This is a genomic window from Photobacterium sp. GB-72 (genome assembly GCF_003026095.1).
GTDB lineage: Bacteria > Pseudomonadota > Gammaproteobacteria > Enterobacterales > Vibrionaceae > Photobacterium.
Genome location: NZ_PYNV01000003.1, coordinates 172,152 through 187,604 on the forward strand (window position 1 = coordinate 172,152; position 15,453 = coordinate 187,604).

The 15,453-nt window shown below is 38.0% G+C and carries 13 protein-coding genes; 2 read left to right on the forward strand and 11 right to left on the reverse strand.

Going from position 1 to position 15,453, the window contains the following annotated elements; all coding sequences use genetic code 11:
- Positions 1-72: 72 nt before the first annotated feature.
- The 4 genes from C9J40_RS06175 to C9J40_RS06190 form a co-directional block, all read right to left on the reverse strand.
- Entirely contained in the window at positions 73-699 is a 627-nt protein-coding gene (locus C9J40_RS06175; RefSeq protein ID WP_107246178.1) for a hypothetical protein, read from the reverse strand.
- Positions 700-951: 252 nt separating this feature from the next.
- Positions 952-2,217: a NupC/NupG family nucleoside CNT transporter gene (locus C9J40_RS06180; RefSeq protein ID WP_107206667.1), complete on the reverse strand. Its 1,266-nt coding sequence runs from the start codon at positions 2,215-2,217 to the stop codon at positions 952-954.
- Positions 2,218-2,708: 491 nt separating this feature from the next.
- On the reverse strand, positions 2,709-3,143 hold the full coding sequence (trxC, locus tag C9J40_RS06185; protein ID WP_107206668.1) for a thioredoxin TrxC: 435 nt from the start codon (positions 3,141-3,143) through the stop codon (positions 2,709-2,711).
- A gap of 291 nt (positions 3,144-3,434) precedes the next feature.
- Entirely contained in the window at positions 3,435-3,632 is a 198-nt protein-coding gene (locus C9J40_RS06190; RefSeq protein WP_107206669.1) for a hypothetical protein, read from the reverse strand.
- Positions 3,633-4,096: 464 nt separating this feature from the next.
- Here C9J40_RS06190 and C9J40_RS06195 point away from each other — a divergent pair, with 464 nt between their 5' ends.
- Positions 4,097-5,035 carry a Dyp-type peroxidase gene (locus C9J40_RS06195; RefSeq protein WP_107206670.1) on the forward strand — a complete coding sequence of 313 codons (939 nt, stop codon included), beginning with the start codon at positions 4,097-4,099 and terminating at the stop codon, positions 5,033-5,035.
- 235 nt (positions 5,036-5,270) lie between these two features.
- Positions 5,271-6,125 (forward strand): hypothetical protein, encoded by an 855-nt coding sequence (locus C9J40_RS06200; RefSeq protein WP_107206671.1) that lies wholly within the window; start codon positions 5,271-5,273, stop codon positions 6,123-6,125.
- Between the two features lie 96 nt (positions 6,126-6,221).
- On the opposite strand, the gene C9J40_RS06205 is transcribed toward C9J40_RS06200, so the two are convergent.
- From C9J40_RS06205 to trmY, 7 genes are all read right to left on the reverse strand, one after another.
- On the reverse strand, positions 6,222-7,139 hold the full coding sequence (locus C9J40_RS06205; RefSeq protein WP_107246180.1) for an alpha/beta fold hydrolase: 918 nt from the start codon (positions 7,137-7,139) through the stop codon (positions 6,222-6,224).
- A gap of 78 nt (positions 7,140-7,217) precedes the next feature.
- Entirely contained in the window at positions 7,218-8,207 is a 990-nt protein-coding gene (locus C9J40_RS06210) for a patatin family protein (protein WP_107206673.1), read from the reverse strand.
- Positions 8,208-8,426: 219 nt separating this feature from the next.
- Positions 8,427-9,743, reverse strand: coding sequence for an AarF/ABC1/UbiB kinase family protein (locus C9J40_RS06215; protein ID WP_107246182.1), 1,317 nt, complete (start codon positions 9,741-9,743; stop codon positions 8,427-8,429).
- Positions 9,744-9,808: 65 nt separating this feature from the next.
- Positions 9,809-11,362 (reverse strand): cryptochrome/photolyase family protein, encoded by a 1,554-nt coding sequence (locus C9J40_RS06220; RefSeq protein WP_199188052.1) that lies wholly within the window; start codon positions 11,360-11,362, stop codon positions 9,809-9,811.
- 2 nt (positions 11,363-11,364) lie between these two features.
- Entirely contained in the window at positions 11,365-12,696 is a 1,332-nt protein-coding gene (locus tag C9J40_RS06225) for a DASH family cryptochrome (protein WP_107206676.1), read from the reverse strand.
- A gap of 155 nt (positions 12,697-12,851) precedes the next feature.
- Positions 12,852-14,312 carry a peptide MFS transporter gene (locus tag C9J40_RS06230; protein WP_107206677.1) on the reverse strand — a complete coding sequence of 487 codons (1,461 nt, stop codon included), beginning with the start codon at positions 14,310-14,312 and terminating at the stop codon, positions 12,852-12,854.
- A gap of 403 nt (positions 14,313-14,715) precedes the next feature.
- Positions 14,716-15,312, reverse strand: coding sequence for a tRNA (pseudouridine(54)-N(1))-methyltransferase TrmY (gene trmY, locus C9J40_RS06235; RefSeq protein WP_107206678.1), 597 nt, complete (start codon positions 15,310-15,312; stop codon positions 14,716-14,718).
- Positions 15,313-15,453: the final 141 nt, after the last annotated feature.

A 15,453-nucleotide genomic window follows, 5' to 3' on the forward strand; every position in this document is an offset into this window, starting at 1 on the left:
GACAATTATTAATATATTTTGAAAGGCTATTACTATTAGCTGAATCGTAATTTTCAACTAATAAATAATATTTTAGACAACTTGTAGTTGTTCGCCATATTGAGAGTAGATCAGATTTGTATCTTTCCAACCTGAAATACGTGATGAAGATGATTTAATTTTGAGTATCCACTCAACCGTTGGTGACAGAGGCTCTTGATAACCGAGGGTAAGTGGTACAGCAACAAGGATAGGAAGCTCAAATGCTAATCGATATTCAGGCGAGACTTCTTCAGGGTTAAGATGAAGCGCATTTAATAAACGGCTCGATGTCCCTAAAGCAATATTGTAATCGCTAAATTCAATACGATGTTGCTTATTCTTATCACTGCTTTTATTTGGCTTAGAAATTGGGAAATTCCAGACAAATTTTGAATTATTAACAGAAACAGGTAAACCAATACTGTTATTGCTTTGTATTAATTGGTGTTCATTACCAGAAGAATGTTTAACCATTTGATTTTCATTACAATTAAGTGGTGCAACATCCGCATTAAGATTGACAGAGTGCGATTGCACAACCATTTCATTGCATTGATTAACTGTATTATGCACGACATACTGTTGAACATTTTCGTTGATATGTGTAGATGCCGAAGCTAATGACGCAGCCCCTAAGCAAATACTTAATATCAAAAAACGAACAAAGGTCAGAAACATAATACCTAAAAATAGTGAACAAAAATAAGGTCATTGCAATGATAAGCGTCGATACTCATGGTGACAAGGAAATTATTCACAAAATCTTGTTATATTTTAATTTCTAGCGCTAAAATCAAATAGTTTCCTTCTTTGTTACTGATACTAATAAGTATTAAATAACAATAAGATATGGATATTTATTGAAAAGCACGTATTAAAAAACCGCAAAGCAAACTCTACGGCTATAAATTTTTATGCTGTTAATAACGCTTATAATCCGATAAAAATACCAGCAAGCGCCGCACTCATTAAGTTAGCTAATGTTGCCGCTAAAACGGCTTTAATACCTAATTTTGCAACATCACCACGACGCTCAGGTGCCATAACACCAATTGAACCAATTTGAATAGCAATAGAACCAATATTCGCAAAACCACATAATGCGAAAGTGATGATCACTTGGGTATGTTCAGATAACGTTTGTTTAACCGCTGCGAAGTCCATAAAGGCAACAAATTCATTTAGAATTAGCTTCTCACCAATAAAAGTACCTGCTTTCATCATTTCTGTCGCCGGTACACCGATAACAAAAGCAAGTGGCGAGAAAATATATCCCAAAATAGCTTGCATAGTTAGTGGCGTTGTAGCGAACCAATGCGATACCGAATCAAGACCAATCGTTGCCGTAATGCTTGCTAACCAATGCCCTACCCCTTCAAGGCCAGCATTCGCCATTGCGATCACACTAACAAAAGCAATAAGCATAGTACCAATCGCAACAGCTACTTTCATACCGTTCATTGCACCAGCAGCTAATGCATCAATAGCATTACTGTGCTCACTTTTTGCCATTTCGACCTCAGTTTGTTCCATTGGTGTTTCTTGTTCTGGTACAAGAATTTTAGCCATTAGTAAACCACCGGGTGCCGCCATAAAACTTGCTGCAATCAGATACTTAAGTTCAACACCTAATCCTGCATAGCCACCTAATACAGAACCCGCAACTGACGCCATACCACATGTCATTACCACGAAAAGTTCAGAGCGTGTCATTTTTGCAAGGAATGGACGAATAAGAAGAGGAGACTCACCTTGAGAAAGGAAGATATTACCTGTCGCAACCAAAGACTCTGCGCGACTGGTGCCTAATAGTTTTTGGATACCACCACCTAAAACTTTAATTACCCATTGCATAATACCGAAGTAATAAAGGAGAGAAATTAAAGCACTGATGAATATAACAAGAGGAAGAACACGAATAGCAAAAACAAAACCGCTTTTTTGGATATTAGCTAAATCACCGAAGACGAAATTGATACCAACATCAGCGAAACTAAGAAGACCAGCTACACCGTCACTCATTGCACCTAGCATCTTCTGACCAATGGGCACATATAGTACAAGAGCGGCAAAGCTCGCTTGTAAGAATAAAGCACCGCCAACGGTTCTCCAATTGATCGCCTTTCTATTATCAGAAAGCGCCACTGCGCATAGAACCAGTACTACGATACCAGCTAATGTAATTAACAACTGCATTATTTCGTCCTGCTGTTTTTTAAATGGGTGTCGAATAATGAAGGTATTGCTGTTTGCTGCCATTGAGTAACAATTACTTTTGGGGAAAAAGTAAAAAAGGTAGGATTAACGTAATACAACGCTAAAAATATGAATGTGTTCGCCCAATAATACAACATACGAGTCACCTAAATTAACAAGCTACAAATAACGCCGGTCCAACTCCGTGGGTCGTTCACTTATCCCTGGTGACAGCTTGTAAAATAAGGTGGCTGAACTTAACTGTTCTGACCGAGGCGAGAGTATATAGAGATCTTGCTCACAATAACAATATCATTTTTCATAATTAGCATACTTCAAGGCCAAGTGAATACTATATAAGCAAATAATACCTTATATAAATCCTTTAACGCATAACTGTTGATTTATCGTACAGCGCACTCAATTGATAACAAAAAAGCCGAACACGATAAATGTTCGGCTTTTGGGAATATATTATTAGTGAGCAATGTTTACTTTGTAAGTGCTTCATTTAGCCATTGGTCGAAATGCGATTTCGGCATTGCGCCATTTAGCATATCAACCATCTTGCCTTCTTTAAACACCATGATTGTTGGAATACTACGGATACGATATTGAGCAGCGAGTGCTTGTTGTGCTTCAGTATCAATCTTCACACAACGTATTTGGCCATCACGCTCTTGAGATACGTCTGAAAATACAGGAGCAAATCCTACGCATGGATTACACCACGGTGCCCAGAAATCAACAACGACAGGCTTATCACTTTCTAATAGTGTAGAGAAATTATCGCTAGTACCTTCAATTGGCATGCCGTCGAATAATTTTTCCTTACATGAGCCGCAGCTTGCTTCATCATTTACGCGCTCAGAAGGTAAACGGTTCAGTGCTTTACAGTGTGGACAGCGTGTTGTGATTGTAGTCATTGTTATCATCCATCTTTAAACTTTATCTGTATTTACTGTAACGCTTACAGACAAAAAAGCAATATGATTCAACTTATTAGAGCAATAGCCTAAAACTATCAAAAGCCGAATGTCTCAAAAAAGATTGATAAAAAACTATTATATCGAACGCATACAAATGGGATGCAAACATCGCATCCCATTCAGTGTCACTTATTATTAGTTAATTATGATTACACTGCTTATTCTGGAACTCCCACAACTACAGTGACAATGTCACAATACGATTAGCGTTAATAACTTAACTGGTAATTAATGCAATAACCCTAACTCACGGGCTTCGGCAATGGTAAGCCCGCTCGCTTGAATATCACGGAGAAGCTCTATACGTCGTCTTGCTGCCGCTTGTTGTTTTTTACTCTCAGCAATATTGGTTGCCGACTCATCCTTGTGATCCCACTTAGATGATACGGAAGAAATTTCTGAAAAATCGATAGAGTTAATAGACACAACAACCTCCTAAAGTAACCTGTGTCATTATGATTTACTTAGTATCAGAGGTAATTAGAGGAGTTAAGCTGATAAATTTAACTTTGTGATCAAATCGATGTTCATGTAATAAAATTACAAAAACAACTGAAAAGGACTAGTCAATAACGAATAACAAGCGTAGTAATAGAAGTTCTTGGCAAATAAAAAACGTTTAATATTTAGACATATTTGACCCAAGCTATTTATATATAAGCTTTAATTAATAAGGCATGAATATAACAACATTTTGTGTATATCTATTTATCAATAAAATGCGTCAACATTTTTGATTTAAGCTTATGATAAAAAAAATAACTGTTTTCTGTCAGTATGTTATGTCGCACTTTACACACTCACATTTAGTAATTTAACATTACATTATTCATACTATAGTTATGAGTATAAAAAGCGTAGCGTAATAAAAAAATTTAAAGGTTTTTATTATGAATACTCAATTATCTGAACTTGCACAACCTGGTGCTATTTCTAACCCTAATACTTTCGCTGAATACCTCACCTTTATTTTCAAAGAAAATATTGAAAATGATGACGTAACAAAAATCTTTGCCAAAATTCAAATTATTGAAAAATCCATCGCGCAAAAAGATCCTTCAGCTAACCTTTCTTTAACCATTGGTATTTCAAATAAAGGTTGGCCTACCGTTTTTCCTGATGTTCAAGCGCCATCTTTATTGCATGATTTCATTGCTATGACTGACGGCGAACGTAGTTTCCCAAGTACACCGGGAGATATTTTCATCATGATAAAATCTGAACGTATGGATATTAATTTTCAAGCTGCGAAATACATTGCCGCAGCGCTTCAACCTGTCGCTAATTTAATTGAAGATATTCAAGGCTTTAAATATCTAGACAACCGCGACATGATCGACTTTGTTGATGGAACTGAAAACCCAAAAAATGAAGCTCGTTTTAATGCCGTATTAGTTGATAATGACCGTGATATCCATCAAGGCGGGACTTACTTAACCGTACAACGCTATGTAGATCGTCAAGGCTTATGGGATAAACAAACCACAGAATACCAAGAGCAAGTTATTGGTCGTACCAAGCTTGATGATATTGAACTTGATGATGATCAAAAACCCGCTTGGGCGCACAATAATAAGAGTAAAGTTATTATTGATGACCAAGAAATTAAAATGCTACGTCAGAACCGTCCATTTGGTAATGCTATGGAACATGGCACTATGTTTGTCGGGTTTGCCGCCTCACCTGAAATTCTAGATATCTCATTGAAGCAAATGATTTATGCTGATGAAAATGGTAACTACGATCGCTTACTGGATTTTGTGGAAGCAAAAACAGGTACTCACTACTTTGTACCTTCACAAACACTAATGAATACTTTCGCCGGTTAATCTATCGCCTCAGCAATGTGCCTACAAATGAAAATTTGTGGGCATTTTTTTATTAAAAATCATAAAGAAATAAAAATGTAATTTATTTTTAACTTAACCAATTGAAAAATAACAAATACATTTTATTTTACAGAATATTTTCTTGATTCCTCACACGTTCTGTTGTCCCCTATACACTTAATAATTAATTCTATCTTTTTATTTATATATACGAAGAGTATTTCTGGGGGCAAGAATGCGCAAAACCCTTTTAACCCGAGTATCACTAGCAAGTCTTATTGCTACCGTTGCGGGTTGTTCATCAACACCACCGCCGCCAGCTCCAAAAGTTGAAAAAAGTTTCAAAACGATAGCTAGCCAATTTATGACTTCTGATGCAACACGTAGCCAAGGTACAGTTGTTGATAAAGGTATGTTTTACCCTAAAGAAACCTTCTCTCTAAGTTATCGTTACTGCTCTGCAAGTGCCGAACAAGCGAAACAAGATATTGATCAGTTTTATCAATTAGCAAAAAAAACATGTAAAGCTAACTCTGGCACCATGATCAACCAAGATACTGATGCCTGGTGTGTGAGTCACCCTAATACGCCTGATGAAACACCTATTTTCTCAGCACGAATTACGTCAACAGATCTATGGGCTGATGTTTGTCCTACAGGGCCATTTGTTACAATGCGTGTCATTGAAAATAAAGACGTCAATGAAGCCGCTTGGATTGATGGCGCTAAACTTCTTGGTTATCAACCCTATTCTGTACATAGAAAAATTGTCCCATCAAACCAATCTCAAGCAGCACTGTTTAATGAGAAAGAAACACCTGCACCGGAACAAGAACCTTGGACTGAAGAAACCGGCTTTATTGCGACACACGTAGGTGAAACTGTGTGTATGTATAAGAAGACCAAAGACGAAGCTTATGGTGTGACCTACAAAGGTAAAATCCAAAGTGTAAATGACAACCGCGTTAGTGTATTAGCGACTGAAAAGTTAAAAGGCGATATTCGTATTGCACCTGAAATTGATCCACTACCTTGGTATAAAGAAGCGGTAATTGAAGCAGATGCACGTTCTTGGTTTATTTGTCAGTAAATAGTATTACTCTCTTTAAAAAATAACAAAGCCCAGCATAATCTCATCGTTATGCTGGGCTCTTTATTTATCTTACGCATGAATAGCATAAAATCATTAACTGTAAGTCTCAAAAAAGTCTAACGTATCGTCTAATGCCTGATTACGTAAGCAATCTTTTTCCATTAACAATTCATGTCGAGCATGTGGGATCACTTTCATTTCACACACTGCACATTTTGCGTAAAAAAGATGATGAGAATTATTATCTACAACGGTATCGTCGCCTGCCTGCAACAATAAAATGGGCGTATGGATATGTCCCACATCCCGAATACAGCTTTTCGCGGCAGCTAATGCTTGCCATACCCATCGTGCACTAGGACCACCAACACGCAGTTCTGGGTGGCACTGATACAAATGCTTCGCCCAAACGTAACGTATTTGACTTTGGCATTGATCATTTTTTTCAAAAGGTGCTTCGTGATACGGCTTATATCCAAACACATAAGACGGCTGTGTTTGATAATGCTCGATAATTTTAGCGATTGAAGATGCGACTAATTTAAGGGGGACAGGAAGATTGATACCAAACATAGGTGCATTAAGAACAACCGCATTAAAATGAGTCTGATAATGCTCTAAATATAAGGTTGCTACCGCACCACCCATTGAATGAGCTAATAAAAACCGTTGTCTGTATGTTTGTTTTCCAACGACATTTGTAATAAATGAATGAAGATCTGACACATAATCATCAAAACAAATTACATGTCCAAGTTCACTATCGTTAGTTAATCGTCCTGATGCGCCTTGACCGCGATGATCGTAGGCATACACGTCATAACCTTTACGAGATAACTCATAACATAACTCCTGATATTTCCAGAAGCTCTCATTACGCCCATTAACAATGACCACACAACGTTCATTTTGAGGATGTCGAATACTTATCCATCGGATCGGTATTCCATCAACACCTTTAAATTCGCCTTGCTCCCTCTTCTGCCACATATAATGGACTTCACTCACCATTAATTGTGTAAAAACCGACTCCTTGGTAACAAAATCCCTCTCACAATTTTGTTTAACCATGACAACTTCTTATAATTATTATACAAACTTACATAAATCGCTGACTTCTTCTCCCACTAAATGGGATGCATTACAATGAGGTTCATCAATATCAATATAACGACCCACAGTGTTTAAAAAATACTTACCTGATTGATAACCAAGCCTATAATCTTCTTCTAAAGATGGCATATCACTACCAATCATTTTTGATTTTAGTGCTTTTTGCGGATGAATCTCATAAATAGTAACATCATCAGGTGGATTACTAAGAAACTCTTGTGTTTTTCTATAGTTATCTTCGTGCTCTAACAACATCTCAATCATACCTGCGGCTTTTGATTGGCCTAACGCACGACGAATATTACTCATCCAACAATGATCAAATGATGTATCAATAGGCACAGTGCGGATCACCACAATATGACGATAACCGCGCTCATAAGCTTCTTGAACAGGAATGGGGGCAGATAAGCCACCATCAACCCAATATTCATTTTGTGAGTAAATGGGTTGTCGATTTAAAACAGGGATCGCGCATGAAGCTTTTAATGCCAAAGACCAATTATCCGTATTTAAATTAAAATACGCCGCTTGATGACTCACCGTATTACTTGCTGATGCGAGTACAGTTCGATTACGCATATTCTGTCGGCCTTGATGCCAATCAAGCTCAAAACGTGTCTGGGTTTGCTGCATTAACCAATCAAGATCAAGCCCTTCACGACCAAACAAAAAACGATATACGTCAAAGAAATGGTGATTCGTTGTTGCTTCTGTGATCACCTTAAAAGCATGTTTCTTTTGACCACAGATATAAGACGCTAAATTAAGCGATCCTGCAGACGTACCAATCATTAGTGAGAACGGATTAAAATCCTGATCTAAAAATGAATCCAATACCCCTGCGGTGAAAATCCCTCTTTGGCCTCCACCTTCCGTGACAAGTGCTATCTTAGATACGTCCTGAGGCTTATGGGACAATGCGTCATAATTTTGTACCGCATAAGATACATGCTTACCTGTCATGTTACTCTCTCAAGATTACTGCATACTTTGATGCATATTCATCATACAAATATCGCAAGGCATACTATCAAATAGGGGTCTAATGTCTAATAAAAAACGATCAATATTTGATTGTAAAAATATACGCTCTAATTTCTAAACATTAACAGCTTGAACTTTAGGTTTTATGTGATTATACAAGTTAATATTATCAGAGAATATTTAACTCGTTATTCAACATTACCTCATATAAGGCTTAAATAACGCATGAACATTCACTCTTGCTTTAAGCTTGGCTGCCAACAAATATAAACCACCCAATTTACGGTGTAAAAAAATAGCATCTGCGGGCGGTGTATGCCAATAACCACTATTCATACTCAAGGCACTACCGGCATCGCGAATGCGTTTCCCCATCTCTGTTGCACCAAAATCATACACACCATCAAAGGCTAATGGCTCACAAGCTTCTACACACAAATTCACGACTGCTTGTTGTGCAACATCTTCAATGTGCTGATGGAAAAAGCCTATTTGTTTTAACGCGTTAAGCATAGATCCCCGATCATTTTTCACCGCACCAGTCATCAATTGGCGATAGCCTTCAGAGACGTGCTCGGGATATTCACGCGTGGCGCCGAAATCAAGCAAGATAAACTGATTCGTTGTGAGGTTATAACGATAGTTAGCAAAATTCGGGTCGGTTTGCACCAATCGAAATTCAAACACTTCTTTGAACAATAAGGTAAAGGCTAATGCCATCACCTCATCACGTACCGCTTGGGGTTGCTTAGCCAGTTGCTCTATTTCTATGCCTTCGACAAAACTCATCGCAAGGATCGTTTCACATGTTAAATCATCGTATATATCAGGGATCAAAAAGCGGGCATCATCAGAAAGTAACTGGCGAAACTGTTTAAGATATTGTGCTTCTTGCTGATAATTAGCTTCGGCATGTAACTGTTTTTTCGCCTCGTCTAATAACTCTGACACATCAATAGACTTAGGGATCAATCCTGATACATTTAGTAAGGTTGAAACATTATGTACATCGCTATCAATACTTTCTCCAATACCTGGATACTGTATCTTTAAAGCAATATCTCGACCGTCTTTGGTTTTTGCTCTATGAACTTGTCCTATTGATGCTGCAGCAACAGGGTAAAACGAAAACTGAGCAAATTTGTCTTGCCAATCTTCCCCCCAGTTAGCAATGAGCACATGATTCAATTGGCTAATAGGCATAGGTTTAGCATCAGCTTGCAAACGAGATAGCAGTTCAGTTAATTCTTTCGGGAGTAAATCACCAGCATCCATCGATAAAAGTTGACCTACTTTCATCGCAGCACCACGTAACTGTGCTAATTGATCAGCCACACGTTGAGCATTTTTCGGCGTTAAGAGCAACTCACTGGCTTTAGGACGATGTCCTGACGCTAACTGTTTCACCCCTTCAGCAACCATGCCCGTTGCGACTCTTGACGCCAGTGAGCCTAATTTCGATAGTCGTGATAATCGCCCTTTAGGCACTTTTGAATACTGATGTGGATCTTTCATGCTTAAACCTTATCTTACGATGATGTGTAACAACGTCATTACTGGCGATTAAACACGCCTTTTCTTTATAGTGAATTAATATGGCGTAAATAATACTCGGCTTGCTCTACAATAACAGATTGCTCATTATCATCTAATTTATCCCAATGAATAAATAGCATACCTACACGAGGATTGTTTGCTAATAACCCTCTATGTTTATCCATAAAACGCCAATATAAACTATTAAATGGACAAGCATTCAGCCCTGTTTTCTTTTTAACCTCATACTGGCATGATGAGCAATAATCGCTCATTTTATTAATGTATGCCCCACTTGAAGCATAAGGCTTTGTTGCAACCACACCACCATCTGCAAACAGCGCCATACCTAGCGTGTTGGGCTTTTCTACCCACTCAACCGCATCAATATAAATACCTAAATACCACTGTTCGACTTCACTCGGCGCAATCCCCGTTAATAAACAAAAATTACCCGTGACCATTAAACGCTGAATATGATGAGCGTAGCTATAATCAAGCGACTGTTTAATCGCATGACGCATACACTGCATATTGGTTTTTGCATCCCAGAAAAAATCAGGTAACGAAGCGCTAGCTTCTAGCGTATTCTCTTTTCCGTAATGGGGCATATTGACCCAATAAATAGCACGAATAAATTCACGCCAGCCTAGTATCTGGCGAACAAACCCTTCAACTTGGGCAATATCAATTTTTGAATCTGGCTGAGAGTAAGCATCAATAGCCGCTTGGATCACTTGCATGGGATGCAACATTTTCGCATTCAAAGCAAAAGATAAACGAGAATGGTATAAGCTCCATGCCGACTCACTTTTGGTGGTCATTGCATCTTGAAAGCGTCCAAAAAAAGGCAATAAATCACGGCAAAAATAACTCAGTAGCGCTAGTGATTGTTTACGGTTTGTTGGCCAAAGTAGCTGCTCACAAGATTGACCGATTGTGTTGATATCGTGTTTTTCGAGTCGTTTAGAAATAACACTAACATCATTACTAAACATTAACGGTTGAGGAATCGCTTCAATATCAACAGCCTTTAATTTATTTCGATTTGCGCCATCATAATTCCATTTACCACCTTGAGGCTTTCCTTCAACCATTAATACATCAAATCGTTTCCGCATAGCGCGATAAAAATGCTCCATACGGTGATGTTTGTTTGGTGTTATATACTGCTCAAGTTCGGCCAATGTCAGTAAGAAATGCTCGCTATCACATGCTTGAACGGTTACATCAGGAATCTTTAATGTTGCTAACTGTTGCGATAATCGGTATTCGTCTGGTTGTTGATATTCAAATGCTTGGCAATGATATTGCTGACAAAGTGAAATAATTAAATCAGGTAAATCATGATAGGTATGAGTATCGTCTAATGTTAAATGTAAAACCTCATGTCCTGCTTGTTGTAGCGCAATCGCGAAATTTTCCATCGCAGCAAAAAATGCACAGATCTTTTGATGGTGGTGAGTAACATAGTTGGTTTCTTGCTTTAGCTCTGCAATAACATACAGCACATGTTCATTGGGTTGTTGATACCAATGATGACTCGCATTGAGTTGATCGCCTAAAATAAAACGAAGAGTTGTATAGCGCGATTGCATGATTATCCTCTACCACTCATTGGCCAATCATCAATATTTACGCTGTCTAAGGCGTTAAGGTTTTCATCCCCTCGCCAATGGCGAATAAAATGCTGATTAGGATCAAATATTCGTGTTTGTTTTTCTAAGTCAAACCAACGTTTTTCACGACTGTCTGTTCCCACCCCTGCAATATATTGCCAATTGCCCCAGTTTGCCGCGACATCATGATCAATCAGCTGTTGTTCAAAATAAGCTGCACCGTAGCGCCAATCAACGGATAGCTCATTAACCAAACAACTTGCAACTATTTGGCGCCCACGATTAGACATATAGCCCGTTTGGTTTAACTGTTTCATAAACGCATTAACAATAGGATATGGTGTTGAGCCCTCACACCATTGTTTAAAACGAGTTGGATAAAAACTGCTTAATAAACGTTTATTTTGCACGCCACTGAAACGATACAGATCTCGCCCAACAGCATGCGCATGCCATTGAAAAAACTCACGCCATAACAACTCAAAGAAGATCCAGTAGGTTGATGAATTTTTCTCTTTGTATTTTTCATAATCTAGCAAGGTAGCCATAATCATTTTGGCGGATAGTGCACCACACGCTAACCACGGTGAAAATTTGGTTGAGTTATCCCAACCCTCTATGGCATTACGCGTCTCTTTATAACTAGACGGTAAACGAGAAGAAAAGTATTGCTGTAAATGCATCATTGCTGCATTTTCACCACCATGCCACTCCACCTGATCATTATCTAAAATGGGAACATTTCGAATATCTAAATATCCAGAACAATATACATTGGGTTGTGGCGGTAAATAATCAGGCACAGGTAGGGACGAAAAAACAGTGACGCTTTGCTCTATCTGTTTACGAAATTTTGAAAATCTATTTGGCATATCTGAAAGAGGAAACGGCAGTTGATTTTGTGAATACAACGTATGCGTATCAACTTCTACAAATTGAAAATGGGGGTAACATTGTTTTAGGTAATGCCATTGCTGTTGTTCATACCAGCCGCAGTGACGACTCCGATAGATAAGGTTAATACCGTATTGTTCTATTAATTTAGGCATAAAAACCATAGGATCGGCTTGCATCACTAATAAACGCTGACCCAATGTGGCTAAATTAGATTGCAGTGCTTGTAGCGATTGCAGCAGGAAGCGATGGCGAATGGCTCCCACCGAGACAAGTTGATAACGATTAAATTGCTGCTTTTGTGGCTCCATAAAATAAATACACAGCAAGTTGTCACAATACTCGTAAGCTTGATGAAGTATAGGGTTATCGTGTAAACGTAGATCATTGGTAAACCAATAAAGAGCTTTTACCGCCATAAATTATATGCCTTATTTTTTATCGACTCTTCATTTACGATACGAATAGGCATAACGATCGATTTTTATTCTTGCTGTCAAGAAATTTAGGCAATAAAAAAGCCAGTATTATTAACAAGAAAGGTAATAATACTGGCTGAAAATGTAATTAGTCGTTAATCAAATTCTGGCTGATTACGGTTTTTAAAATTCACCAATAATCCCATCACCAGTACCACAACCGTCACTATTAAAATAGACTGGAATACGTGGTGATATTGCGCAGCAGAAGTAATTAAATCAATGGCATCACCTTTTGGTGTATTGGTTGATGTTAACTCAGCAATGTTTGCTGCTAAATAGTTTGCTACCGAACCACCCATTAACATGTAAATACCCGCAACCGTACCTGTTGCTCCTTGCGGATTCATACGCGTAATTGCAGCTAACGCGACAGGGTCAATAAATAGCTCAGCAATACCAATGAAAAACAAACCAATAAATAGCCATAGGAATGTTGTATGACCTGTTGCCATTGCTAACTTAGAAGACAACGTAATCAAACTAAAGCCCGCAGTTAAGAGAAACAAACCCATGTTTAATTTAGTTAATGTACGAACAGAGATCTGACGTGTCGATAATACTTTCCACAACCATGTCACCGCAGCACCACCCACAATAACGGCTACAGGATTCACCGATTGGAAGAAAGCTGTTGGAATATGGTAACCAAAAATATCAGTATCAATATTACGCTCGATGAATAAGCTGATTGAACTGCCACCTTGCTGATCAAATGCCCAAAACACCATACCAAAAATCATAAAGTACATAATTGAGTGAAGTTTCTTGCGATCTTCAGCATCACTCTTACGGTATAAACGCAGCATTTGTAGTGCTGAAAATGCAAGGATCACGGCAAGAATGTAACCGGCTAATAAATCTTTAAGTACAAATACAAGACCTATCGCGGCAGCAACGACACCGAGAATGATTAAGAACCAGTGACTAATACCTGCTGTTTTTTGTGTTAACGCCGCTTTATTGGCTTTTTGTACATGGGCAAAGTTTTTACGGCCCGTACTAAAAATGATTAAGCCAATAAACATACCAATACCTGCAAGAGCAAAGCCCACATGCCATCCCCAACGGCTTGCAGCATACCCACAGAAAATTGGCGCTAAAGCAGAACCAATGTTACCGCCTATATAGGATATAGAAAATCCTGATTCACGTGCGCTTTCATGACCTTTATATAACTCACCCAATAAACAGCTTGAGTTAGTTTTAAAAAAGCCATAACCACAAATAATTAATGCTAACGCAGAATACAAGGTCGTATGATCGTTACTCGGAATACTTAATACAATGTGGCCAGCAACCATCAGTGAGCCACCAATAACAACAGCCCAGTAATTACCCAAATAACGGTCTGCTAAATAACCCCCTAAAATGGGTGTCACATAAACTAAAGATGTATATGCACCATATAGAGCATAAGCATGTTCATCTGACATTAAGAGTTTTTGGGTTAAAAATAGAATTAATAGCGAACGCATGCCGTAGTAGCTAAAAAATTCCCACATTTGTATTGCGATGAGGTGAAAAAGCCCTTTAGGCTGAGAGGATAATTGCATATTGATTCCTGTAAAAAGGCCCGTTTAGCTAACGGTTGTCATTCTTATGGGTGTGTTTATACCTAGGGTATTTAAGAATGAAAATACACTGAACTTCTCTAAGCTCAAGCATATTCTTACCCCATATTTAGTATCTTACTTTTCATAGTTTTAGACATTTAATCATTGCTTCACTAGAAATAGATTATTCCATTTACAAGCAGTAAACAAACATCATTCCATTTTTAGTTCTAACAAAGCATCAATTTTGAAAAAAACTAAGTATTCATAAGGTTATGTTAAAAACACGTCACTAAACTAAAATCTTCAGTAGAGCTATATAACAAAAATCACAACATTAATGTAACAAAAAAGCCGTAACAATCGCTGCTACGGCTTTAATAAAAGAAACAGTTAGAACACGTTATAGCGTTAAATCTAACTCATTATGAATTAATACGATGCATTGAGAAGCAAATAACATCTTAGGACCTAAGCTAATCTTCTGTGCGCCTAAGCGTTTTAAGCTATTATAACTTTTCTTCGGCATTGGCATGTGATCGGTTAATAAGAAACAAGGGTTCGCAGCAAGTTCAATATCGCGAACAAAATCCCCTTTCTTATCTAACATGTATAATTGGTAGTCTTCAGCAAGTTCAACTATCAGCTTTTCAAAACTGATCGTACGAACTGTGATCCCCGGTTCTACATTACGACATTGCTCTTTACCCATGCCTAATGATTTATCAAGCGCATGAGTAATCTTATCTAACCATGCTTGCTCATGAAAACCCGTTAAATTAGTAATATCATTTGAATTAAAGCTAATGGTACGAGAAAAGTCTTGCGTACTTTCAAGCACTAAATGCACCATAATATCTTCGCGGTGAGACTGCGCCACAAAAATAGCATTCATTAAAACGTGAGCCAAAATTTCAGTGTGAGCATCTTGACCCACAGATGCTAATAGCATTTTACTGTCGGTGGGTGCAGAACGGGCTCTTAATACGAAAGCACGCATAGTTAATATCCTAGAAGTTGAAAGTGACACCAGCATCGCTACACATAGGTATATACCAATCATATACCTACAGCGAGCGCAGTATTATCCCCGCTTTTCATCAATATGTAACCCCCATTGATCAGATTCCTATTTTTAAAC